The sequence below is a fragment of the Citrobacter sp. MGH104 genome (genome assembly GCF_001034485.1).
GTDB classification, from domain to species: Bacteria; Pseudomonadota; Gammaproteobacteria; order Enterobacterales; family Enterobacteriaceae; genus Citrobacter; species Citrobacter freundii.
In genome coordinates, this window is record NZ_KQ089818.1 from 3190878 (window position 1) to 3213226 (window position 22349).

The window sequence follows — 22349 nt, forward strand, 5'->3', positions numbered from 1 at the left end:
AAAAGCGAGCGTATCCGGCACTACCACAACGCCGTTTTTTGCTGGGCGCGCGCCGTGCTCAATGAGCGTTATCAGGACTATGACGCCACGGCGTCCGGCGTGAAGCGAGGGGAGGAGCTGTCGGAGGCCAGCGGCGATCTGTGGCGTGATGCCCGATGGGCTATCAGCCGGGTGCAGGATGCACCGCACTGTACGGTGGAGCTTATCTGATGAAAGTGCGTGCGCATCAGTATGACACGGTGGACGCGCTTTGCTGGCGTCATTACGGGCGCACGCAGGGTGTCACTGAGCAGGTTCTGCAGGCAAATCCGGGGCTGGCTGAGTACGGCCCATTTTTACCGCACGGGCTGCAGGTGGAGCTGCCGGACATTACGGCGTCAACCACGGCGCAGACCGTCCAGCTATGGGACTGAATTATGACGCTTGAACGAATCAGCGCCTTTATCACTTACTGCATCGCCGTGCTGCTGGCATGGCTGGGCGATCTGTCGCTCAAGGATGCGTCAACGGTTGGCGGCGTACTGATTGGTGTGCTGATGCTGGCTATCAACTGGTACTACAAACACCAGTCTTTCAAATTGTTACGTGGCGGCAAAATTTCGCGGGGGGAATATGAATCCTTCAATCGTTAAGCGCTGCCTTGTCGGGGCGGTGCTGGCTATCGCCGCCACGCTGCCCGGTTTCCAGTCGCTTCATACCTCCGTTGAGGGGCTGAAACTGATCGCCGATTACGAGGGATGCCGCCTGCAGCCTTATCAGTGCAGCGCGGGCGTGTGGACCGACGGGATCGGCAATACGTCCGGTGTGGTGCCGGGCAAAACTATCACGGAACGGCAGGCGGCGCAGGGACTTATCACCAATGTGCTGCGCGTGGAGCGGGCGCTGGAAAAATGTGTGGTGCAGCCGGTGCCGCAAAAGGTCTATGACGCGGTGGTGTCGTTTGCTTTCAACGTGGGCACCGGCAACGCCTGCAACTCCACGCTGGTTAAGTTGCTGAACCAGCGGCGCTGGGCGGATGCCTGCCATCAACTGCCGCGCTGGGTATATGTCAAAGGTGTGTTTAATCAGGGGCTGGACAACCGCCGCGCGCGGGAAATGGCCTGGTGCTTAAAAGGAGCATAACGGAATGAAAAAGAAAGTCATGAGCGTTTTTTTCCAGCTGGCATGGGCTGCGCTGTTGGTTATCAGCCTGCTGTATCCTCGCAGCGTTGCGCCGGTTCTGGTTGGTGCGTCTGTCTGGGTGTCATGCTTCCTCGCCTGGCTGCTTGCTGCGCTGTGCGCTGTAGGGTGGTTCGCCGGAGATCGGGCGCGCGATGAGGTCAGGGCGGCATTGCTGAAATTCAGGGCGCACCCCGTAAAACCCGTGCGTACATGGGTAATCAGGCTGCTTATTGTTCTGTGCCTGGCGTTTTCTGGATGGGTGATCACCCTGGTGTTTTACCTGCTGACGCTGGTTCTGTATCAGATTGCCCGCGCGCCGCTTCATGAGCCGATGGCGGCCTGATGCGTGCGCTGGCGGTAGTGCTGGCGCTGGCACTTGCGGCGCTGGGCTGGCAGTCGTGGCGGCTTAACAATGCCAGCCACACTATCGAGACGCAGGGCGCGGCGCTGAAAAGCAAAACGCAGGAGCTGACGAAGAAAAACAGCCAACTGATCGGCCTGTCCATTCTGACCGAAACCAACAGCCGGGAGCAGGCGCGGCTTTATGCGGCAGCGGAACAGACCACCGCACTGCTGCGCAGCCGCCAGCACCGGATCGAGGAACTGAAACGTGAAAATGAGGATTTGCGCCGCTGGGCTGATACTCCTTTGCCTGCTGACATTATCCGGCTGCGGGAGCGTCCGGCCCTCGCCGGAGGTGCAGCTTACCGTGAGTGGCTGTCCCAGAGTGACGCAGTGCCGTCTGGAAAGGTCAGCGCCGCGCAGTAACGGCGATCTGAACGCGGTGCTGGATGAAACCGAGGCCGCCTGGGCGGTCTGTGCAGACAAAGTGGACACGATTATTGCGTGTCAGGAGCGAGACAGTGAACAAACCGCAGTCCTTACGCAGCGCCCTGAATAAAGCGATTGCTTATGTCCGCGACAACCCGGACAAGCTGCACCTTTTCGTTGATAACGGCTCACTGGTGGCAACCGGTGCCAGCTCTATGTCATGGGAATACCGCTACACCCTGAACGTGGTGATCGAGGATTTCAGCGGCGACCAGAATCTGCTGATGGCTCCTGTGCTGCTGTGGCTAAGTGACAACCAGCCGGATGCTATCAATAACCCGGAGCTGCGCGAAAAACTGTTCACCTTTGAAGTGGATATTCTGCGCAACGATGTGTGCGATATCAGCCTGAACCTGCAACTGACGGAGCGCGTGCTGGTCAGCACTGACGGCAGCGTGTCAAGCGTTGAAGCGGTGCCGGAGCCGGACGAACCCGAAGAAATGTGGACGGTGAAACGTGGATGAACTGCAGAGGGTGGATGACTGGCTGACGGCGCTACTGGCGAATCTGGAGCCTGCCGCGCGCAGCCGTATGATGCGGCAACTGGCGCAACAGTTGCGCCGGACGCAGCAGCAGAACATCAGGCTGCAGCGTAATCCTGACGGCAGCGGCTATGAGCCGCGCCGGGTGACAGCCCGCAGCAAGAAGGGACGCATCAAACGCCAGATGTTTGCAAAGCTTCGCACCACAAAATACCTGAAAACCACCGCCAGTGCGGACTCCGCCAGCGTGCAGTTTGATGGCAAGGTGCAGCGCATTGCCCGTGTTCACCATTACGGCCTGCGGGATCGCGTCAGCCGAAAAGGCCCGGAGGTTCGCTACGCAGAGCGCCGCCTGCTGGGCGTGAATGAAGAAGTGGAAACCGTCACCCGTGACACCATGCTGCGCTGGCTGGCGGGGTGATCTTTGTTTCATCGCTGGTACAACCGCCAGAACTGCCTACCTTTTCCCACTGATGGCAACCTTTCGTTATGAATGCACAACTGACCGAAATCATGCGCCTTATCACCAACCTGATCCGCACCGGCACTGTGACCGAAGTGGACCGGGAAAAGTGGCTGTGCAGGGTAAAAATGGGCGAGCTTGAAACCAACTGGATTAACTGGCTGACACTGCGCGCCGGTGGTGCCCGTACGTGGTGGTGTCCGTCGCCGGATGAGCAGGTGGTGGTGCTGAGCATGGGCGGCAATCTGGAAACCGCTTTTGTGCTGCCCGCCATCTACTCCAATCAGTTTCCGCCACCGTCGGATTCTGTTGGCGGCTGCGTGACGGAGTACCCGGACGGGGGATGGTTTGAGTATGAACCCGCCACCGGACGATGGCATGTCAGGGGCATCAAATCCATGGTGATCGAGGCATCAGACAGCGTCATCTACAAAACTGGTGAGTTTGTGGTGGAGGCTGACACCACGCGCATTAACAGCGAGGTGGTGATCAATGGCGGCGTCACCCAGGGCGGCGGCGCGATGAGTTCAAACGGGATCGTAGTTGATGACCATGAGCATACTGGTGTTCTGAAAGGCGGCGCTAACACGGGAGGTCCGGTATGACGTTGTATATCGGTATGAGCAGGAATGACGGGCAGGCCATTTCAGATACAGACCATCTGCGCCAGTCGGTGCGGGATATTCTGCTGACGCCGCAGGGCAGCCGTCTTGCCCGTCGGGAATATGGCTCCCTGCTGTCCGCCCTGATTGACCAGCCACAGAACCCGGCGCTGCGCCTGCAGATTATGGCTGCGGTCTATGTGGCGCTGAACCGCTGGGAGCCGCGCCTTACGCTGGACTCCATCACCATCAGCGGCAATTTTGACGGATCTATGGTGGTTGAGCTTACCGGACACAGCAATAACGGCGCGCCAGTTTCCCTTTCCGTATCAACAGGAGCAGACAATGGCAGTCATTGATCTTTCCCAACTACCGCCGCCGCAGATTGTGGATGTGCCGGACTTTGAGGCATTGCTGGCAGAACGCAAGGCCGCCTTTGTGGCCCTCCATCCGGCTGATGAACAGGAGGCCGTTATGCGTACGTTAGCGCTGGAGTCAGAACCTGTCACCAAACTGCTGCAGGAAAATACTTACCGCGAAATTCTGCTGCGTCAGCGAATTAATGAGGCTGCGCAGGCGGTCATGGTGGCCTATTCCATGGGGAATGACCTTGAACAACTGGCAGGCAACTGCAACGTGAAGCGCCTGACGGTAGTCCCTGCAGATAATGACGCGGTGCCGCCGGTCGCCGCAGTGATGGAAAGTGATGAAGCATTACGCCAGCGCATTCCTGCAGCATTTGAGGGGCTGTCCGTTGCAGGGCCGACGGGAGCCTATGAGTTCCACGCCAGAAGTGCCGACGGGCGGGTGGCGGATGCCAGCGCAACCAGTCCGGCACCGGCTGAGGTGGTGCTTACCGTGCTGAGCCGCGAGGGTGACGGTACGGCAGGGGCTGACCTGCTGGCGGTGGTTGAGCAGGCGCTTAACAGTGAAAAGGTTCGCCCGGTGGCAGACCGCCTGACGGTGCGCAGCGCTGAAATTATTCCGTACAGCGTGGATGCGACGATCTTCCTTTATCCGGGGCCGGAGGCTGAGCCGGTGATGGCAGAAGCAAAAGCCAGTCTGCAGAAATACATCGCCAGTCAGACGCGGCTGGGACGTGATATCCGCCGTAGCGCCATTTATGCCGCGCTGCACGTGGAGGGCGTCCAGCGTGTTGAACTGTTGTCCCCGCTGGAGGATGTGGTGCTGGATAAGACGCAGGCGGCGTCCTGTACAGAGTGGAGCGTCACCAACGGGGGCACAGATGAATAGTCTGTTGCCGCCGGGTTCGTCGCCGCTTGAGCGCAGACTGGCGCAGACCTGCAGCGGGATTTCCGATCTGCAGGTATCGCTGCGTGATTTGTGGAACCCGGCAACCTGCCCGATCAGATTCCTGCCTTATCTTGCCTGGGCGTTTTCTGTTGACCGCTGGGATGAAAGCTGGACAGAAAGCGTCAAGCGCCGCGTTGTGCAGGACGCTTTTTATATCCATCAGCACAAGGGAACAACCAGTGCCGTGCGGCGTGTGGTGGAGCCGTTTGGCTTCTTGATCCGCATCATTGAGTGGTGGCAGACCGGCGAAACGCCGGGGACGTTCCGTCTGGATATTGGCGTGCAGGACCAGGGCATAACAGAAGAAACCTATCTGGAGCTGGAGCGCCTGATCGGTGATGCCAAACCATGCAGCCGTCATCTGGTTGGTATGTCCATCAACCTGCAGACTGGCGGCCCGTATTTTGTGGGTGCGGCTACCTACACCGGCGAAGAAATCACGATCTACCCGTATATCAACGAAACCATTATTTCCGGCGGCACCGCTTATGAGGGCGGGGCGGTCCATGTTATTGACACGATGAGAGTGAACCCATGAGCGCAAAATTTTACACCCTGCTGACGGATATCGGCGCGGCGAAACTGGCAAGCGCCGCCGCACTCGGTGTCCCGTTAAAAATTACTCATATGGCGGTGGGCAGCGGTGGCGGTGTGCTGCCCACACCCAACGCACAACAGACCGCGTTAGTGGCTGAGGAGCGCCGCGCAGCGCTGAATATGCTGTATATCGACCCGCAGAACAGCAGCCAGATTATTGCTGAGCAGGTGATCCCGGAAAATGAGGGTGGGTGGTGGGTTCGTGAAGTCGGCCTGTTTGATGAAACCGGCGCGCTGATTGCTGTGGGAAACTGCCCGGAGAGCTACAAGCCGAAACTGGCGGAGGGCAGCGGACGCACGCAGACCGTGCGTATGGTACTGATTACCAGCAGCACCGATAACATCACCCTGAAAATTGACCCTGCTGTGGTTCTGGCAACCCGCAAATATGTGGATGATAAGGTGCTGGAGCTTAAGGTATATGTGGATGACCTGATGGCAAAGCATCTTGCTGCTGTTGATCCCCATTCGCAGTATGCGCCAAAAGACAGTCCGACGCTGACAGGCATGCCAAAAGCGCCGACGGCTGCGGCAGGCAATAATTCCGTGCAGATTGCAAACACGGCCTTTGTGCAGGCTGCTATTCTTGCCCTGATTGGTGGCGCCCCGGCAACGCTGGATACGCTGAAAGAAATTGCAGCAGCTATCAATAATGATCCGAATTTCAGTACCACCATTAACAATGCGCTGACACTGAAAGCACCGCTGGCAAGTCCGGCTCTGACCGGAACGCCAACGGCTCCCACTGCTGTTCAGTCAGCGAATAATACGCAGATTGCCACTACCGCGTTTGTGAAATCTGCTGTTGCGGGGCTGGTTGGTTCGTCGCCGGAGGCGCTGGACACACTGAATGAACTGGCGGCTGCGCTGGGGAATGATCCTAACTTTGCGACAACAGTGATGAACGCGCTGGCGGGGAAACAGCCACTTGATGCCACGCTGACGAATCTCAGCGGGAAAAGTGTTTCGGCCCTTCTACAATACCTTCGATTGGGAGAAGCGGCAAAAAGGGATGTTGGTTCCGGGGTGGGCCAAGTTCCTGATATGAGTAATTTTCAGTCAGGTGGCGGGTGGTTTAAGTTGCCGAGTGGATATGTTATTCAGGCTTTCGAGGCGTCTTTTGATTCTAACGGGCTATATATCAATTTCCCTATACCATTTCCGAGTAGCGTTATTGCTATTGTGCCTGGCGTTTTAATGTCAACGCCTGCCTCTCCATCACAACAATTTCCATCAATACAACGTGACGTCAATGACCTGACCCGATTTTTTGCTAAATACAATATTGGTGGAATGAATTCTTCATACTTTATTGCCATAGGGAAATAACCATGTATTTATTTTCGCCAAGCACATTGGGTTTTTATCCCATCGAGATGAAAGAAGAATACCTTACCAATGGTTCATTACCATCTGATGTTATAGAGGTTTCTGATAGCGTAAGAAATGAATATAACTTTGCACCACCTGAAGGCAAGCAGCTAAGTTCCAGCCAAAATATGCCAGTCTGGATTGATATTCCACCGGCGACACGTGAAGAGTTGATTGCTGCTGCCGAAAAAGAACGCCAGAAACTACTGGCCCATGCTGACGCTGTTATGCTGGACTGGCGAACAGAACTGATGCTCGGTGAAATCAGCAACGCCAACAGGGAAAAACTGTCGGCGTGGCTGGCCTATAAAAATGAGGTTAAGACGTGGGATATCAAAACCGATCCTGAGAATGTTAACTGGCCTGTTCCCCCGGTGGTGTAGGCCATTTGATATCGGGTGCGCTGGTTGTCTTTATCGCGTCCAGCGCATCCAGATAATCCAGCCACAAATTGTACTGCGCCAGTTCGTCACCTTTCAGCCGACCAATTGCTGCCTTACCTGGCAACTGCTTTCCACTAATAAACTCATTGGCCTGAGCGATAAGCACCTGTCTGACTTTTTCCGCTTCGGTGATAAGTTCCTCTTTGCTCTTTGATGGCGCATCAATCCAGCAGGGCATACCGTTAGCATCGGAGCGTCTTATTTTCCCCTCTGGCGGTATTCCTGAATATTCAAAATATATTTCGTCACTTACACCAACAGGATCGGCAGGCCATGATGACGCCTTTTCATAATCCGTTCGCAAAGCAACAGGATAAAATAGATTATTCGTCGGGCTATAAGCGTAATTAAATGTTTTATCCATAATTTTATCTCCCGTATGCGATAAATCCATAATCGGCAATTGCTGTTGTCATTGATGAGTTATAAAGCGTGATCTGGTTTTTCCCGCTCCATTTAATCCCTACGCTAGCTGTAAAACCGGGAGCAAGTGCGCCGGTATAAGGCACTACGGCAAGAATGCCGGAAGGGAACGGGAAAGGGAGTTCAATCACTTTTGCTTCACCCGCGACCATGCCGCCAGTATTCCCACCAACCCATTGCCGGATTAAACCAGAAGGCTCTTTTGCATAGCCACTGAGAGCTAACTGAGCATCGAATGCGGACATATCCGGTATCTGATTTACACCTGTGCCAACATCCCGTTTCGCCGCTTCTCCCAATTGAACGTTTAAGAAAATGCTGTTTTCCCGCCAGGCTGGCATTATTTGGGCTTTTGCATAAGGGGAAATAAATGTTAGTCGGTTATGTGCGCGTATCAACAAGTGAGCAAAACACAGCGCTGCAGCGTGATGCACTGGAACGCTCAGGATGTGAGCTAATTTTTGAAGACAAAATGAGCGGAAAAACAGCGGACAGGCCAGGGCTAAAAAGGTTGCTCAGGACGTTATCAGAGGGAGACACGCTGGTTGTATGGAAACTCGACAGGCTGGGGCGAAGCATGCGACACCTTGTGACCCTGATAGAAGAACTCCGACAGCGCGGGGTTAATTTCCGCAGTCTGACTGACAGCATAGACACCAGTACTCCGATGGGGCGGTTTTTCTTTCACGTTATGGGGGCACTGGCGGAGATGGAACGCGAGCTGATAGTGGAACGAACCCGTGCGGGACTGGAAGCTGCAAGAGCTAAAGGCAGGATTGGAGGGCGAAGACCAAAACTGACGCCAGAGCAATGGGCACAGGCTGGCAGGTTACTTGCTGCAGGTGAAACACGGCAGCGGGTTGCTTTAATTTTTGATGTGGGGATCTCGACGTTATACCGCAAATATCCTGCGACATTGTGTGATTAACAGGACAACGCCGCGCAGCTGTCTGCGTGACGTAATCAATACAACATAGGGCGAAGCCTATTCCAATCAGGAGGTTCGCCGCTATGGCTCAGGATTACCACCACGGGGTGCGCGTTGTTGAAATCAACGAGGGCACCCGATCCATTACCACGGTGAGCACCGCCATCGTGGGCATGGTCTGCACCGGCGATGATGCTGATGCGTCTATGTTTCCCCTCAACAAGCCGGTTCTGCTGACCGATGTGCTGACCGCCAGCGGCAAAGCGGGAGAGTCCGGCACGCTGGCCCGTTCGCTGGATGCGATTGCAGACCAGGCTAAACCCGTGACCGTCGTTGTGCGCGTGGCGCAGGGCGAAACCGAAGCGGAAACCACCTCCAACATTATCGGCGGTGTGACTGCTGACGGTAAAAAAACGGGCATGAAAGCGCTGCTATCGGCGCAGTCGCAGCTCGGTGTCAAGCCGCGCATTCTCGGTGTGCCGGGACACGACACGCAGGCAGTTGCCACTGAGTTGCTGAGCGTGGCGCAGAGTCTGCGCGGGTTTGCCTATCTGTCCGCCTACGGCTGCAAAACGGTAGAAGAAGCAATTGCCTACCGTGACAATTTCAGCCAGCGCGAGGGGATGCTGATCTGGCCTGACTTTATCAACTTTGACACTGTGCTGAATGCAGACGCGACAGCTTACGCCTCCGCCCGTGCGCTCGGCCTGCGAGCCAAAATTGACGAGCAGACCGGCTGGCACAAGACCCTGTCCAACGTGGGCGTGAACGGTGTCACCGGCATTTCCGCTGATGTGTTCTGGGATCTGCAGGACCCGGCAACCGATGCGGGACTGCTCAACCAGAATGACGTCACCACGCTTATCCGCAAAGACGGCTTCCGCTTCTGGGGTTCCCGCTGCCTCAGTGACGATCCGCTGTTTGCCTTTGAGAACTACACCCGCACGGCGCAGGTGCTGGCTGACACCATCGCTGAAGCGCACATGTGGGCGGTGGATGGCGTGCTCAACCCATCGCTGGCCCGTGACATTATCGAAGGTATCCGCGCCAAGCTGCGCAGCCTGAAAACGCAGGGCTACATCATCGGTGCAGACTGCTGGCTGGATGAGTCGGTGAACGATAAAGACTCCCTGAAAGCAGGGAAACTCACTATCGACTACGACTACACGCCGGTGCCGCCGCTTGAAAACCTGATGCTGCGCCAGCGCATCACCGATCAGTACCTGCTGGATTTCTCCAGCCAGGTCAGCGCGTAAGGGGACACCATGGCTTTACCACGTAAGTTAAAACACCTGAACCTGTTCAACGACGGGAACAACTGGCAGGGGATTGTCGAGTCTCTGACCCTGCCGAAATTCACCCGCAAGTTTGAGAAGTATCGCGGCGGCGGTATGCCGGGCGCGGTGGATGTGGACATGGGGCTGGATGACGGCGCACTGGACACGGAATTTTCAATCGGCGGCACCGAACTGCTGTTATTCAAGCAGATGGGCAAGGCAACCGTTGACGGCATCCAGCTGCGTTTCACCGGTTCCATTCAGCGTGACGATACTGGCGAAGTGCAGGCCGTTGAGCTGGTTGTGCGCGGGCGTCATAAAGAAGTGGATTCCGGCGAGTGGAAAACCGGCGAGAGTAGCGCCACCAAGGTCAGCAGTACTAACAGCTACGCGAAGCTGACCATTAACGGTGAGGTGCTCTATGAGGTCGATCTGGTCAACATGGTTGAAATCGTTGACGGCGTGGATCTGATGGAAGAACACCGTAATGCCCTCGGCCTCTGATTAACCTTAACGGCGCGGGCAGCCGCGCCAGTATTTCATTAACAGGATACGAACATGAGCGACAAGCTGACTGAAAAGACCGTAAAACTGGATACCCCCATCATGCGCGGTAAAACTGAAATTACCGAAATTGTGCTGCGCAAGCCGCAGTCCGGCGCACTGCGTGGCACCCGTCTGCAGGCCATTATGGATATGGACGTGGGCGCGATGATGACTGTGATCCCGCGAATCTCCACTCCGACGCTGACCGCGCAGGAAATGGCAGAGCTGGACCCCGCCGATCTGACAGCAATGGCTGTAGAGGTGGTGACTTTTTTGTTGCCGAAGTCGGTGCTTGTCGATTTACCGACAACCTGACGGTTGATGATCTGGTGGCAGATATTGCCACCATCTTTCACTGGTCGCCGTCCATCACTGACGTTATGCCGCTGACAGAGGTGCTGGAGTGGCGGCATAAGGCAATTCAGAGAAGCGGGGCCAGCGATGAGTGATAATAACCTGCGACTGCAGGTAGTTCTGGGGGCGGTGGATAAGTTAACCCGCCCATTTAAAAATGCACAGGCTGGCTCTAAGGAGCTGGCATCAGCTATTCGACAAACCCGCGATCAGATTAAAAAGCTGAGTGATGCTGGAGGTCAGCTTAAATCTTTCGATCAACTAACTAAAAGTGTTAGCCGTACTGGTGCCGAACTGGCTCAGGCGAGGCTACGCGCTCAAATGATGACGCGCGAAATGTCATCTTTGGAATCCCCGACAAAAAAACAAACGCAGGCGCTGGAAGCTCAGTGGCGTGCTGTTTCACGTCTTGAACAAAAACAGCAACAGGAAACTCGCCAGATGGCGGCAGCCAGGGCTGAGCTTTATCGGCTGGGGTTATCTGCTGGGGGCGGAGCGCGTGAGACGGCACGGATTGCACGAGAAACTGAGCGGTATAACCGACAGTTGGCTGAGCAGGAGCGCAGGCTGCGTGAAGTTGGCGAGCGTCAGCGAAAGCTCAACGCCATCAAAGCCAAGGCTGAAAAGACCCGCGAGTTAAGGAACTCTCTGGCAGGTAATGGTGCAGGGGCGATGGCGGCTGGGGTAACTACTGGCATGACGTTGTTGGCTCCAGTAAAAGCCTATTCAGAATCAGAAAATGCAGCGAATCAGCTCGCCGGTTCCATGATGGGACCGGGCGGAAAGGTAGCGCCTGAATTTGAAAAAATTAACCGGCTTGCAGTTGCTTTGGGCGATAAGCTGCCGGGAACAACAGCCGACTTTCAGAACATGATGACTATGCTACGCCGTCAGGGTATGTCGGCGCAGGTCATCCTGGGCGGCTTGGGAGAGTCAGCAGCTTATCTTGGCGTGCAGTTACAGATGGCTCCCACTGCAGCAGCTGAGTTTGCGGCTAAGTTACAAGATGCTACTCAGACCTCCGAAAAAGACATGATGAATCTGATGGACGTGATCCAGAAAGGATTCTACGCGGGGGTAGATTCAGGAAATATGCTGCAGGGGTTCTCAAAAATCAGCAGCGCGATGGATATTATTCATAAAAAGGGATTGGACGCGGCTAAGACATTTGCTCCTCTATTAGTTATGGCTGATCAGGCTGGTATGGCTGGAGAGTCAGCTGGTAATGCCTACCGAAAAGTATTTCAGTCCGTCATGAATACGGAAAAAGTGAAGGATGCTAATGATGAACTAAAAGGCACTGGCGTTAGGTTCGATTTTACTGATGGAAAGGGGGAGTTTGGCGGGCTGGAGAAAATGTACACGCAATTAGCTCAACTCCAAAAGCTTAATACTGAGAAAAGGTTAGCTACGTTAAAAGGTATTTTTGGGGATGATGCGGAAACGCTGCAGGTGCTAAATATTATGATTACCAAAGGCATCTCAGGGTATCGTGAAACGGCTTCAAAGCTACAAAATCAGGCTTCTCTGCGCGAGCGTGTTGATGCCTCCTTGAATACTCTTGGTAATAAATGGGAAGCCGCTACAGGTTCCTTTACCAATGCTATGGCTAGTATCGGTGAAACAGTTGCCCCTGCATTAAAGAAGCTGGCTGACTGGTTGGGTGAACTGGCTTCGCGTCTGGATGGTTTTGTTAAACGACACCCTCAATTGACCTCTGCGCTGTTTAAGCTGGCAGCAGGCTTTGCCATTGTTGCCACCGCCGCTGGGGTTGTTTCACTGGCGCTGGCGTCTGTGTTAGGGCCAATGGCAGTAGTGCGAATGAGCGCAGGGGTGATGGGGCTAAAATTTTCATCTGCATTTGGTCTTATTGGGAAAGCAATAAGTTCTGTTGGCAAGTCAGTTATATGGCTGGGCCGATTGATGTTTGCAAACCCTATACTGGCTGTCATAGGGCTGATCGCCGCTGGTGCTATTTATATCTGGCAGAATTGGGACACTCTTGGGCCAAAGTTCAAGGCCATGTGGGATGCCGTATGTAATGCCACAGGTACGGCATGGGATTGGATTAAAGAAAAGGCCAGTGCCGCATGGGAGGGGATTAAGTCACTGTTCTTTAATTATACCTTGCCGGGATTAATAGCTAAAAATTGGGATGCAATAAAATCTGGCGTTTCTGACGCGTGGGCCAATATCAGACAATCTATTAGTGATAAATGGAATTCGATCCTGGCTGATGTTGCCGCGCTTCCTGCGAAGTTTCAGGACATGGGCAGCGCCATTATTGACAGCATTCTCGATGGAGTTAATGCCAAATGGGAGACACTCAAAAGCAAGCTTTCCTCAGTCACCGATTATCTGCCTGACTGGATGACCGGAAATAATAAAACACAAGGTAAAGCACAGGTGCAGGTGGTTGGTGGAGCAGCAGCTGCTGCCGTTCCGTTTGCCGGGATGTATGACAGTGGTGGGATTATTCCGCGCGGTCAGTTTGGTATTGTTGGGGAGAACGGCCCTGAAATTGTGAACGGCCCCGCAAATGTGACCAGCAGGCGGCGCACTGCCGCGCTGGCTTCCGTCGTTGCAGGTGTCATGGGCGTAGCGGCAGCGCCTGCAGAGGCTGCTCCACTACATCCTTACAGTCTGCCTACTGTGGCATATAAACAAAGCCAGCCTGCGAAATCTGCCAGTGCGCAGCCAGTGATGCACTTTGAGACTCACGCGCAGATCACTATCTATGCTCAGCCAGGGCAGAGTGCGCAAGATATTGCCCGTGAAGTTGCCCGACAGCTTGACGAACGCGAACGCAAGACCAGGGCTAAAGCGCGCAGTAATTTCAGTGATCAAGGGGGATATGAATCATGATGATGGTGCTGGGGTTATATGTCTTTATGCTGCGTACAGTGCCATATCAGGAGCTGCAGTATCAGCGAAGCTGGCGACACGCCGCCAACAGTCGGGTGAACCGACGACCATCAACGCAGTTTATTGGCCCGGATAATGACTCGCTGACGTTATCTGGCGTACTGCTGCCGGAGGTCACCGGGGGCAGGCTGTCATTGCTCGCTCTGGAGCAAATGGCAGAGCTGGGCAAAGCATGGCCCCTGATTGAGGGAAGCGGGACCATTTACGGCATGTTTGTAATCGAGAGCCTGAGTCAGACAAAAACGGAATTTTTTGAAAGCGGAATGCCCAGGCGCATTGAGTTTACGATCACCCTCAAACGGGTTGATGAATCGCTGTCTGACATGTTCGGGAGCCTGAGTGACCAGCTCAGCAACCTGCAGGACTCTGCTGCCTCTGCGATTGGGGGGATTAAGAACACGGTAGGAGGATTGCTGCAGTGAACGTTAATTCTGATCTTCTGAATCTGAACAGCAAAAGCCCGGCCTTCAGTATCGTCATTGAAGGTAAGGACGTGACGACCGTGCTGGATACCCGCCTGATGAGTCTGACGCTGACGGATAACCGGGGCTTTGAAGCGGACCAGCTTGATCTGGAGCTGGACGACGCCGACGGGCTGATCGCCCTGCCGCGACGTGGGGCAGTGATTCAGCTGGCGCTGGGCTGGAAAGGCCAGCCGCTTTTCACTAAAGGGGCTTTTACTGTGGATGAAATTGAACACAGCGGTGCCCCTGACCGGCTGACCATCCGGGCGCGTAGCGCAGATTTCCGTGAAACCCTCAATACACGGCGCGAAAAGTCATGGCATCAGACAACGGTGGGGGAGGTGGTAAAGGAAATCGCCGCCCGGCATAACCTCAAAGTGGCGCTGGGTAAAGACCTGACGGATAAGGCGCTGGATCATCTGGACCAGACCAATGAAAGCGATGCAAGTTTTTTGATGAAACTGGCGAGACAGTATGGAGCGATTGCTTCCGTCAAGAACGGGAATCTGCTGTTTATCCGGCAGGGACAGGGAAGAACGGCGAGCGGCAAGCCGCTGCCGGTTATCACCATCACGCGCAAAGCCGGTGACGGTCATCGGTTCACCCTTGCTGATCGTGGTGCCTATACCGGTGTTATTGCCAGCTGGTTGCATACGCGTGAACCCAGGAAAAAAGAGACAACCAGTGTTAAGCGTCGTCGAAAGAAAACCACCACACCCAAAGAGCCGGAAGCAAAACAGGGCGATTATCTGGTGGGAACGGATGAAAACGTGCTGGTTCTTAATCGTACCTACGCCAACCGGAGCAATGCAGAGCGCGCAGCAAAAATGCAGTGGGAACGTCTGCAGCGTGGGGTTGCTTCATTTTCCCTGCAGCTCGCTGAGGGGCGGGCTGATCTCTATACGGAAATGCCGGTGAAGGTTACGGGGTTTAAGCAGCCGATCGATGATGCAGAATGGACCATTACCACCCTGACGCATTCTGTCAGCCCGGATAATGGATTTACAACCAGCATGGAGCTTGAAGTGAAAATAGATGAGTTCGACATTGAATGATTAGTTCCAAATTGCGAACATTGATGTATCATTATTGCGAACTGGTTAATAATGAGGGCTGATTATTATGATGAATTGTCCTATGTGCGGGCAGGCTGCACATACCCGAAGCAGCTTCCAGGTTTCCAATGAAACCAAAGAACGCTACAACCAGTGCACTAACATCGAATGTGGGCATACCTTCGTAACCCATGAAACGTTTGTTCGTTCAGTGTGCCGCCCACAAAAAATCAGCTCTGCACCTCCTCATCCCTCAGAATCTGGCCAGACTTCCTTTTTTTGATAGAGAGGTCATGAAGACTTTGAATAATTTAGTCAGCTGATTTGGCCTCTGGAGATATCAAAAACTATTCATTTTAGATGATTAGCGTTAAATTATATCTGCCTGACGTTAGCGGGGATATGTCCCCTATCCGTAGAAGTGGAGTTTGTCGCTTTGCGACTAGCGTACCGAATGCCGATATGCTGGGCATCTTGGACGCCGATTTGCTGGGCTTACTGGGCTTACAAATTGTTGAAGTTTTATTATTTAGTTAGGCCATGCGCTTGCGCTAAGAGACGTCAGGATTCTACGGAGTAACAAGTTATGGAAATCAACGAACTTGGCTTAGTTAAGGCGCGTGTAGAACTTATTACCGCTATGCTCAAATGTGCAACTGCATTTGTAGTGTTAGTTGGTACGGTTTACACCGTTCTTAACATGGTCTTCAACTACGATTGTTTACACCATGGAAATAGAAGTTCAAAGATGGGAACACAAGTTTGAGATAAAGCCTGGGGTTTGGATCTATGTCCCAACTGCTGAGGCAAGTGAAGTTGGGGAACGCATACTTCAAGCAATCAGAAACAAGTGGATTCCGCCACTCTATTTTTATCATTTAAGAACCGGCGGGCATCTAAAAGCAGCTAGATTACACCTTAAAAGTGATTTTCTTGCTGTTATAGATATTAAACAATTTTTTCAGTCAACTAGTCGCAGCCGAGTCACCCGTGATTTAAAAGCCTACTTTACCTATCCTCAGGCTAGAGAAATTTCAAAAATTTCAACTGTGAGAAACCTGTCTAATAGTCCCCATAAGCACGTCCTCCCTTTTGGTTTTGTCCAGTCTCCTATGCTTGCTACCCTTTGTTTGGATAAGAGTCATTTGGGTAGTCTACTGCGTCGCTTAAACAAGCATCCCAATGTGAAGCTCAGTGTGTACATGGATGATGTGATCATATCTTCAAATGATTTGGTTCAGTTGCAAAATGTTTACGACGAAATTCTAGTTGCAATGGATAAATCGGGCTATCAGCCCAATCTGGTTAAAACTCAAGCACCATCAATACTTATTAAAGTGTTCAACTTGAGTTTGGGCAGGGGGGTGATGAAAGTTACCCCACAGAAAATGAGTGACTTTCTCATAGATTTCTACGCGAGTGATTATGAGCCACATAAAATAGGTGTTAGAAACTACGTCGAAACCGTGAATCCTGAACAAGCGAAGCTGTTGAAGTTGTAACCGATATGGTCTGATTCAGGAAGGTGGATGCGATAAGCCGAAATTGCTGCCGCCATTTTGTCGCCAAACATGAGAATGTGGTGGCATAAATTATTGATTTGTCTGGTTATAAATTTCAGGCAACAAAAAACCCATCAACCTTGAACCAAAACGGCGGGGTTGATGGGCTCCACAAATTGGGGACATCAAAGAAAAGCAGTGGCAATAGTTATGACTGACACCTTGAAGAAAAGTTCTGCTTACCTGCAAAAAATTTTCGTTTAAGGGTAAATTTCAGCGCTAACCAAGGCCAGGCCAGACAATGACGATGAGTGTCCCCGCTAATGTCAGCAGAACGTTGGCTATCGCGTAGGTCCCGGCATAGCCTAACGCAGGGATGTTGCTGCGTGCGGTGTCGCTGATGATTTCCATTGCCGGAGCACAGGTACGTGCGCCCATCATGGCGCCAAACAGCAGGGCGCGGTTCATGCGCAATACGTAAGCACCAAACAAGAAACAGATAACAACCGGAACCAGGCTGACTACCAGACCGGCAATCAACATTTGACCACCGACGGCCCCCAGCCCATTACCAATGCCACTGCCTGCGCTTAAACCGACGCCAGCCATGAATACCATCAGGCCAAATTCTTTCACCATGTTCAGCGCACCCTGTGGGATGTAGCCAAACGTTGGATGGTTGGCTCGCAGGAAGCCCAGCATGATACCGGCGAACAGCAGTCCAGCCGCATTCCCGATGCCGAAGCTGAAATTACTGAACTGGAAGGTGATCATCCCGATCATCAGACCGATGATAAAGAAGGCGCAGAAGGCCAGCAGATCGGTCACCTGACTGTGAATCGAAATGAAGCCGATACGATCGGCAATGGTTTTCACGCGGCGAGCATCACCGCTGACCTGCAATACGTCACCTTTGTTGAGCACGACGTTGTCATCAATAGGCATTTCAATCTGGCTGCGGATCACGCGGTTCAGGAAACAACCGTGGTCGGTCAGTTTCAACTGAGCCAGGCGACGACCAACGGCATTGTGGTTTTTCACTACAATTTCTTCAGTGACGATGCGCATATCGAGCAGATCGCGATCGAACACCTCTTTACCGTTACGGAAGCTGGGATCGAGGCGGGCATGGGCGTCTGGATAACCCACCAGGGCTATCTCATCGCCCATTTGCAGCACCGCGTCACCATCCGGGTTGGCAAGAATGCCGTTGCGACGGATACGTTCAATGTAACAACCGGTCTGACGATAAATACCCAGTTCGCGCAGATTTTTACCATCGGCCCATGCCACCAGCTCCGGGCCAACGCGATAGGCGCGAATCACCGGGAGGTAAACTTTACGATTGGCATCAGTATCCAGGCCCCGTTCACGCGCGATTTGTTGGGCGCTGGTTTGCAGATCCTGATGCTGAAGTTTCGGCAAATAGCGCGCACCAACAATCAGACTGACCAGACCAATCAAATAGGTGAGGGCGTAACCCAAGCTCAGGTTATCGAGAGCGCTTGAAAGTTGTGTTCCTGACATTCCTGAATGGCGCAAGGTGTCACCTGCGCCGACCAGCACCGGCGTTGAGGTCATCGAGCCAGCCAGCATACCCGCCGTCAGGCCGATGTCCCAGCCAAATAGCTTACCCAGCCCCAGGGCGATCAGCATTGCGCTACCGACCATCACCAGAGCAAGCATTAGATAATTTTTCCCATCGCGAAAAAAAATCGAAAAAAAGTTGGGGCCGGCTTCGACGCCGACGCAAAAAATAAACAGCATAAAGCCGAGATTTAATGCATCGGTGTTAATACTAAAGTGCTGCTGACCTAATAATAGGGAGACCACTAAAACGCCAATGGAATTACCGAGTTGGACTGAACCCAGACGCAATTTGCCCAGACACAGGCCCAGAGCCAGGACCACAAATAATAACAGGATGTAATTCCCATTTAACAAATCTGCGACGTTTATATTCACGGAGACTAACTTCTTGTTTACTAGTAAGCTATTGAAAGAAATGGCAATTTACGCTAATGTTTTTGCCAGAAATTAAGGGGCGATAGCATCGTACACAGCCCCGAATAATGCAGCATAACAATATATGCGGCTAGTTTAATCTCATTACGTATCAACGGCTATAAGAATCGTGTGGGTGTGTTTTTGGCATGGAATGCCGAGTTACTTTATCTGACTGGACGCCTGCGGGCGAAAAGAGTGTTCGATAGAGAATGTGTCAGGAGGAACGATTGAAACATAAGCAAAGTTGGGCGAGTGCGGTCTGCTGCTTTGTGCTCTTTATTGTGGTGTGTCTTTCATTAACGCTGAACGTGAAAGGGGCATTCAGAGCAGCAGGGCATCCTGAGGTCGGATTGTTGTTTTTTATCTTACCTGGTGCTGCAGCAAGCTTTTTTTCCCATCGTCGGGAAGTACTCAAACCCCTTCTTGGTGCAATGTTGGCGGCGCCGTGCTGCCTGTTACTGATGCGTTTCGTTTTTATGCCGACGCGTTCATTGTGGCAAGAGCTGGCGTGGTTGTTTAGTGCGGTGTTTTGGTGCGCGCTTGGCGCATTATGTTTTTTATTTATCAGTAGCTTATTCAATCAGCATCAACGGCGGAAAAAGAACTGATGACGCCCTCAAGCTGAGGGCGTAGAAACAGCTATCAGGCGAACAGATTCATATTCTCTTTTGCCCATGCTTCAAAATCCGTGCAGCCGCCGATGTGTTTTTGATCGACGAAAATCTGCGGAACGGTTTCAACTGGCTTACCTACTGTTTTTTCCAGATCTGCTTTGGTAATTCCTTCAGCATGGATATCAATGTAGCGGAAGTTAAAATCGTCATGCTCACTGCTTAATTTTTCTGCTAATTCTTTTGCGCGCACGCAATACGGGCACCCTGGGCGACCAAAAATAACGGCAAACATCTCTTTCTCCTCGAACTTATCAGGCCGGATGGCAATACTTGTTATGATGCCGCGATTTGTGACGGATGGAAAGCAGGTTCAGCCTGTTGCTTTGATATCCTCAAGCTATATCTGTTAAACACGGCAAGCCGGAACGTTTTATAATGAAAGCCATTTCGCCGGGAGGCCGTGTATGCGCACAATTGGTGTATTACCCAAAAGCGTATTGATGCTGGAAATAATTGGGATGGTTTTGTTATCGCTGGCGCTGCTATCGCTTAACGATTACCTCACCTTGCCCGCACCGCTTAACAGCCCGTTAGCCTGCGTGGTGATGATATTTCTGGGCGTACTGCTGATGCTTCCTGCTGCGGTGGCGTTGATGTGGCGTATTGCTCAACTGCTGGCACCGCAACTGATGTCACGCGCACCCGGTGATTCAACTGATTTAGACAGAGACAAAAGAGATGACACCAACCATTGATTTACTCCGCAGCCACCGTTCCATTCGCCATTTTACCGATGATGATATTTCGGATGCACAGCGTGAGGCGATTATTGCCGCCGCTCAGGGAACGTCAAGCTCCAGTTTTCTACAGTGCACGACGATCGTTCGTATAACGGATAAATCTCTGCGTGAATCGCTGGCTACCTTATCTGGCGGCCAAAAGCATGTGGCGCAGGCCGCTGAGTTCTGGGTGTTTTGCGCTGATTTTAATCGTCATTTGCAGATTTGCCCTGATGCGCAACTTGGGCTGGCGGAACAGCTGCTGCTGGGCGTGGTTGATACTGCAATGATGGCGCAAAATGCGTTGACGGCGGCAGAGTCGCTGGGACTTGGCGGCGTATTCATTGGCGGTTTGCGTAACAATATTGAGCCGGTCACCGAACTGCTGAAGCTGCCGCAGCACGTTCTGCCGCTGTTTGGTTTGTGCCTTGGCTGGCCTGCGGATAACCCGGATATCAAGCCGCGCCTGCCAGCGTCGCTTGTTGTGCACGAAAACCAGTATCAGCCGCTCGATACAGACGTTTTGTCGCAGTATGATGAACAGCTTGCGCAGTACTATCTGACCCGCGGCAGCAATACGCGTCGTGACACCTGGAGCGATCACATTCGCCGTACCATCATTAAAGAAAGTCGCCCCTTTATCCTGGAATATTTGCATAAACAGGGATGGGCCACGCGCTAAAGATTTTAACCCAGTGTATGATACGCCAGCTTTTACCAGGTCATTCAGAGAGGTGCAGGGTGAAAATTGCCATTTTGTCCCGGGACGGAACGCTCTATTCTTGTAAACGCCTGCGTGAAGCGGCGATGCAGCGCGGTCACCTGGTTGAAGTTATCGATCCCCTTTCTTGCTATATGAACATCAGTCCGGCGGCATCTTCAATTCATTACAAGGGTCGTCAGCTTCCCCATTTCGACGCGGTGATCCCGCGGATTGGTTCCGCGATTACCTTTTATGGGACGGCGGCGCTGCGCCAGTTTGAGATGCTGGGTAGCTATCCGTTGAATGAATCGGTAGCGATTACACGAGCGCGCGATAAGCTGCGTTCGCTACAGCTGCTGGCGCGTCAGGGAATTGATTTACCCATCACCGGGATCGCCCACTCTCCCGACGATACCAGCGACATGATTGACATGGTTGGCGGTGCGCCGTTGGTGGTGAAACTGGTTGAAGGCACCCAGGGTATTGGCGTGGTGTTGGCGGAAACGCGGCAGGCTGCAGAAAGCGTGGTAGATGCCTTTCGTGGGCTGAATGCCCATATCCTGGTTCAGGAATATATCAAAGAAGCTAAGGGGCGCGATATCCGCTGTTTCGTGGTGGGCGACGAAGTAGTGGCCGCCATTGAACGACGGGCTAAAGAGGGCGATTTTCGTTCTAATCTCCATCGCGGTGGTGTGGCGACTATTGCGAGTATCACGCCGCGCGAAAGAGAAATTGCGCTCAAAGCCGCCCGGACTATGGGCCTGGACGTTGCAGGCGTTGATATTCTGCGCGCTGATCGAGGGCCACTGGTCATGGAGGTCAACGCGTCTCCGGGGCTGGAAGGAGTGGAGAAAACCACCGGGATAGACATAGCTGGCAAGATGATCCAGTGGATCGAACGTCACGCTACGCCTGAATTTTGCCTTAAAATCGGCGGTTAAGCGCAATATCGATTGCAATCGTGGTATGACACGCTCTTTTTGCGTAAGCTGTGCCGGTATTTTTTTCATCAATAGAGGTCGCACATTATTATGACATCACTGGTCGTTCCCACTCTGGATACGTTGCGTCAATGGCTCGACGACCTGGGCATGAGTTTTTTTGAATGCGATACCTGTCAGGCGCTGCATTTGCCGCACATGCAGAATTTTGACGGCATCTTTGATGCAAAAGTTGATTTGGTCGATAACGTCATTCTGTTTTCCGCGATGGCAGAAGTCAGACCTTCTGCACTGCTGCCGCTGGCCGCCGATCTGTCCGCGATCAATGCCAGCTCACTGACGGTGAAAGCTTTTCTGGATATGCAGGATGATAATCTGCCAAAACTGGTGGTTTGCCAGTCTTTATCCGTTATGCCGGGTGTGACGTTTGAGCAGTTTGAATGTTTTGTTCGCCAGAGCGAAGAGCAGATATCGATGGTGATCCTTGAAGCCGGTGCGCATCAGCTGTTATTTAATGCTGAAGAAGATGCGCAGAATAGCACCGCTGAAATTCATTTCCTCCATTAA

34 protein-coding genes are annotated in these 22349 nt (G+C 53.0%); 30 read left to right on the plus strand and 4 right to left on the minus strand.

The features are described from left to right. The 15 genes from SK34_RS14950 to SK34_RS15015 all read left to right on the plus strand — a co-directional run. Nucleotides 1-210: head completion/stabilization protein (locus SK34_RS14950; RefSeq protein WP_197081266.1), on the plus strand; the 210-nt coding region annotated here is incomplete at its 5' end. Then, nucleotides 210-413, plus strand: a complete 204-nt coding sequence (locus SK34_RS14955) for a tail protein X (protein ID WP_000868184.1) — start codon at nt 210-212, stop codon at nt 411-413. The genes SK34_RS14950 and SK34_RS14955, both read left to right, overlap by 1 nt. Before the next feature lie 3 nt (nt 414-416). Then, complete coding sequence (locus tag SK34_RS14960; protein ID WP_000171565.1) at nt 417-632, plus strand: HP1 family phage holin; 216 nt, start codon at nt 417-419, stop codon at nt 630-632. Further along, nucleotides 613-1122 (plus strand): lysozyme, encoded by a 510-nt coding sequence (locus tag SK34_RS14965; RefSeq protein WP_048233351.1) that lies wholly within the window; start codon nt 613-615, stop codon nt 1120-1122. The genes SK34_RS14960 and SK34_RS14965 overlap by 20 nt, the downstream gene beginning before the upstream one ends. A 4-nt stretch (nt 1123-1126) precedes the next feature. Next, complete coding sequence (locus SK34_RS14970) at nt 1127-1504, plus strand: DNZ54_00345 family protein (protein WP_001528673.1); 378 nt, start codon at nt 1127-1129, stop codon at nt 1502-1504. After that, nucleotides 1501-1929, plus strand: a complete 429-nt coding sequence (lysB, locus tag SK34_RS14975; RefSeq protein WP_162926034.1) for an Rz-like lysis system protein LysB — start codon at nt 1501-1503, stop codon at nt 1927-1929. The genes SK34_RS14970 and lysB overlap by 4 nt, the downstream gene beginning before the upstream one ends. After that, the gene (lysC, locus tag SK34_RS24980; RefSeq protein ID WP_072600794.1) at nt 1817-2062 is read left to right on the plus strand and encodes an Rz1-like lysis system protein LysC; all 246 of its coding nucleotides are present in this window, start codon (nt 1817-1819) and stop codon (nt 2060-2062) included. The genes lysB and lysC overlap by 113 nt, the downstream gene beginning before the upstream one ends. After that, nucleotides 2025-2456, plus strand: a complete 432-nt coding sequence (locus SK34_RS14980) for a phage tail protein (protein WP_048233352.1) — start codon at nt 2025-2027, stop codon at nt 2454-2456. The genes lysC and SK34_RS14980 overlap by 38 nt, the downstream gene beginning before the upstream one ends. Continuing rightward, nucleotides 2449-2895 carry a phage virion morphogenesis protein gene (locus SK34_RS14985; protein ID WP_046669932.1) on the plus strand — a complete coding sequence of 149 codons (447 nt, stop codon included), beginning with the start codon at nt 2449-2451 and terminating at the stop codon, nt 2893-2895. The genes SK34_RS14980 and SK34_RS14985 overlap by 8 nt, the downstream gene beginning before the upstream one ends. 68 nt (nt 2896-2963) lie before the next feature. Beyond that, a complete protein-coding gene (locus tag SK34_RS14990; protein ID WP_048233353.1) occupies nt 2964-3542 on the plus strand; it encodes a phage baseplate assembly protein V in 579 nt (192 codons plus the stop codon). Beyond that, a complete protein-coding gene (locus SK34_RS14995) occupies nt 3539-3898 on the plus strand; it encodes a GPW/gp25 family protein (protein WP_048233354.1) in 360 nt (119 codons plus the stop codon). The genes SK34_RS14990 and SK34_RS14995 overlap by 4 nt, the downstream gene beginning before the upstream one ends. After that, entirely contained in the window at nt 3885-4793 is a 909-nt protein-coding gene (locus tag SK34_RS15000) for a baseplate assembly protein (RefSeq protein WP_048233355.1), read from the plus strand. The genes SK34_RS14995 and SK34_RS15000 overlap by 14 nt, the downstream gene beginning before the upstream one ends. Continuing rightward, the gene (locus SK34_RS15005) at nt 4786-5391 is read left to right on the plus strand and encodes a phage tail protein I (protein WP_001397640.1); all 606 of its coding nucleotides are present in this window, start codon (nt 4786-4788) and stop codon (nt 5389-5391) included. The genes SK34_RS15000 and SK34_RS15005 overlap by 8 nt, the downstream gene beginning before the upstream one ends. Then, nucleotides 5388-6779, plus strand: coding sequence for a phage tail protein (locus SK34_RS15010; RefSeq protein ID WP_048233357.1), 1392 nt, complete (start codon nt 5388-5390; stop codon nt 6777-6779). The genes SK34_RS15005 and SK34_RS15010 overlap by 4 nt, the downstream gene beginning before the upstream one ends. A gap of 2 nt (nt 6780-6781) precedes the next feature. Further along, nucleotides 6782-7204 (plus strand): tail fiber assembly protein, encoded by a 423-nt coding sequence (locus SK34_RS15015; RefSeq protein ID WP_048233359.1) that lies wholly within the window; start codon nt 6782-6784, stop codon nt 7202-7204. Here SK34_RS15015 and SK34_RS15020 read toward each other — a convergent pair. Both SK34_RS15020 and SK34_RS15025 read right to left on the minus strand, forming a co-directional pair. After that, nucleotides 7176-7628, minus strand: coding sequence for a tail fiber assembly protein (locus SK34_RS15020; RefSeq protein ID WP_048233360.1), 453 nt, complete (start codon nt 7626-7628; stop codon nt 7176-7178). The genes SK34_RS15015 and SK34_RS15020 overlap by 29 nt on opposite strands. Before the next feature lie 4 nt (nt 7629-7632). Then, nucleotides 7633-8028, minus strand: a complete 396-nt coding sequence (locus tag SK34_RS15025) for a gp53-like domain-containing protein (protein ID WP_048233362.1) — start codon at nt 8026-8028, stop codon at nt 7633-7635. Nucleotides 8029-8057: 29 nt separating this feature from the next. On the opposite strand from SK34_RS15025, the gene SK34_RS15030 reads away from it, so the two are divergent. The 10 genes from SK34_RS15030 to SK34_RS15065 all read left to right on the plus strand — a co-directional run bounded on the left by SK34_RS15030 (nt 8058) and on the right by SK34_RS15065 (nt 16738). Continuing rightward, entirely contained in the window at nt 8058-8615 is a 558-nt protein-coding gene (locus SK34_RS15030) for a recombinase family protein (protein ID WP_048233364.1), read from the plus strand. Nucleotides 8616-8698: 83 nt separating this feature from the next. Beyond that, complete coding sequence (locus SK34_RS15035; RefSeq protein ID WP_045334072.1) at nt 8699-9871, plus strand: phage tail sheath protein; 1173 nt, start codon at nt 8699-8701, stop codon at nt 9869-9871. Between the two features lie 9 nt (nt 9872-9880). Beyond that, nucleotides 9881-10396: a phage major tail tube protein gene (locus SK34_RS15040; protein ID WP_032266119.1), complete on the plus strand. Its 516-nt coding sequence runs from the start codon at nt 9881-9883 to the stop codon at nt 10394-10396. Nucleotides 10397-10450: 54 nt separating this feature from the next. Further along, complete coding sequence (locus SK34_RS15045; protein ID WP_032266118.1) at nt 10451-10753, plus strand: phage tail assembly protein; 303 nt, start codon at nt 10451-10453, stop codon at nt 10751-10753. Nucleotides 10754-10767: 14 nt separating this feature from the next. Continuing rightward, entirely contained in the window at nt 10768-10887 is a 120-nt protein-coding gene (locus SK34_RS23970) for a GpE family phage tail protein (protein WP_001397628.1), read from the plus strand. Then, entirely contained in the window at nt 10880-13657 is a 2778-nt protein-coding gene (locus tag SK34_RS15050; protein ID WP_048233366.1) for a phage tail tape measure protein, read from the plus strand. The genes SK34_RS23970 and SK34_RS15050 overlap by 8 nt, the downstream gene beginning before the upstream one ends. Then, entirely contained in the window at nt 13654-14139 is a 486-nt protein-coding gene (locus SK34_RS15055) for a phage tail protein (protein WP_048233368.1), read from the plus strand. The genes SK34_RS15050 and SK34_RS15055 overlap by 4 nt, the downstream gene beginning before the upstream one ends. Next, a complete protein-coding gene (locus SK34_RS15060) occupies nt 14136-15236 on the plus strand; it encodes a phage late control D family protein (RefSeq protein WP_048233370.1) in 1101 nt (366 codons plus the stop codon). Before SK34_RS15055 ends, SK34_RS15060 begins: the two co-directional genes overlap by 4 nt. Nucleotides 15237-15303: 67 nt before the next feature. Next, a complete protein-coding gene (locus tag SK34_RS23975) occupies nt 15304-15519 on the plus strand; it encodes an ogr/Delta-like zinc finger family protein (protein ID WP_075262641.1) in 216 nt (71 codons plus the stop codon). Between the two features lie 445 nt (nt 15520-15964). Beyond that, on the plus strand, nt 15965-16738 hold the full coding sequence (locus SK34_RS15065) for a reverse transcriptase domain-containing protein (RefSeq protein WP_048233372.1): 774 nt from the start codon (nt 15965-15967) through the stop codon (nt 16736-16738). A 279-nt stretch (nt 16739-17017) separates the two neighbouring features. Here the strand turns inward: SK34_RS15065 and SK34_RS15070 are convergent, their stop codons facing one another. After that, nucleotides 17018-18703, minus strand: coding sequence for an aspartate:alanine antiporter (locus SK34_RS15070; RefSeq protein WP_003035354.1), 1686 nt, complete (start codon nt 18701-18703; stop codon nt 17018-17020). Between the two features lie 269 nt (nt 18704-18972). Between SK34_RS15070 and SK34_RS15075 the strand changes: the two genes are divergently transcribed. After that, nucleotides 18973-19353 carry an inner membrane protein YbjM gene (locus SK34_RS15075; protein ID WP_003035356.1) on the plus strand — a complete coding sequence of 127 codons (381 nt, stop codon included), beginning with the start codon at nt 18973-18975 and terminating at the stop codon, nt 19351-19353. A 34-nt stretch (nt 19354-19387) separates the two neighbouring features. On the opposite strand, the gene SK34_RS15080 is transcribed toward SK34_RS15075, so the two are convergent. Next, nucleotides 19388-19651: a GrxA family glutaredoxin gene (locus SK34_RS15080; RefSeq protein ID WP_003035358.1), complete on the minus strand. Its 264-nt coding sequence runs from the start codon at nt 19649-19651 to the stop codon at nt 19388-19390. Between the two features lie 172 nt (nt 19652-19823). Here SK34_RS15080 and SK34_RS15085 point away from each other — a divergent pair, with 172 nt between their 5' ends. From SK34_RS15085 to SK34_RS15100, 4 genes are all read left to right on the plus strand, one after another. Continuing rightward, complete coding sequence (locus SK34_RS15085) at nt 19824-20114, plus strand: YbjC family protein (RefSeq protein ID WP_003845523.1); 291 nt, start codon at nt 19824-19826, stop codon at nt 20112-20114. After that, complete coding sequence (nfsA, locus tag SK34_RS15090; RefSeq protein ID WP_044701671.1) at nt 20098-20820, plus strand: nitroreductase NfsA; 723 nt, start codon at nt 20098-20100, stop codon at nt 20818-20820. Before SK34_RS15085 ends, nfsA begins: the two co-directional genes overlap by 17 nt. A gap of 59 nt (nt 20821-20879) precedes the next feature. Then, entirely contained in the window at nt 20880-21782 is a 903-nt protein-coding gene (gene rimK, locus SK34_RS15095; protein WP_003836932.1) for a 30S ribosomal protein S6--L-glutamate ligase, read from the plus strand. 90 nt (nt 21783-21872) lie between these two features. Next, entirely contained in the window at nt 21873-22349 is a 477-nt protein-coding gene (locus SK34_RS15100; protein WP_003035368.1) for a type III secretion system chaperone family protein, read from the plus strand.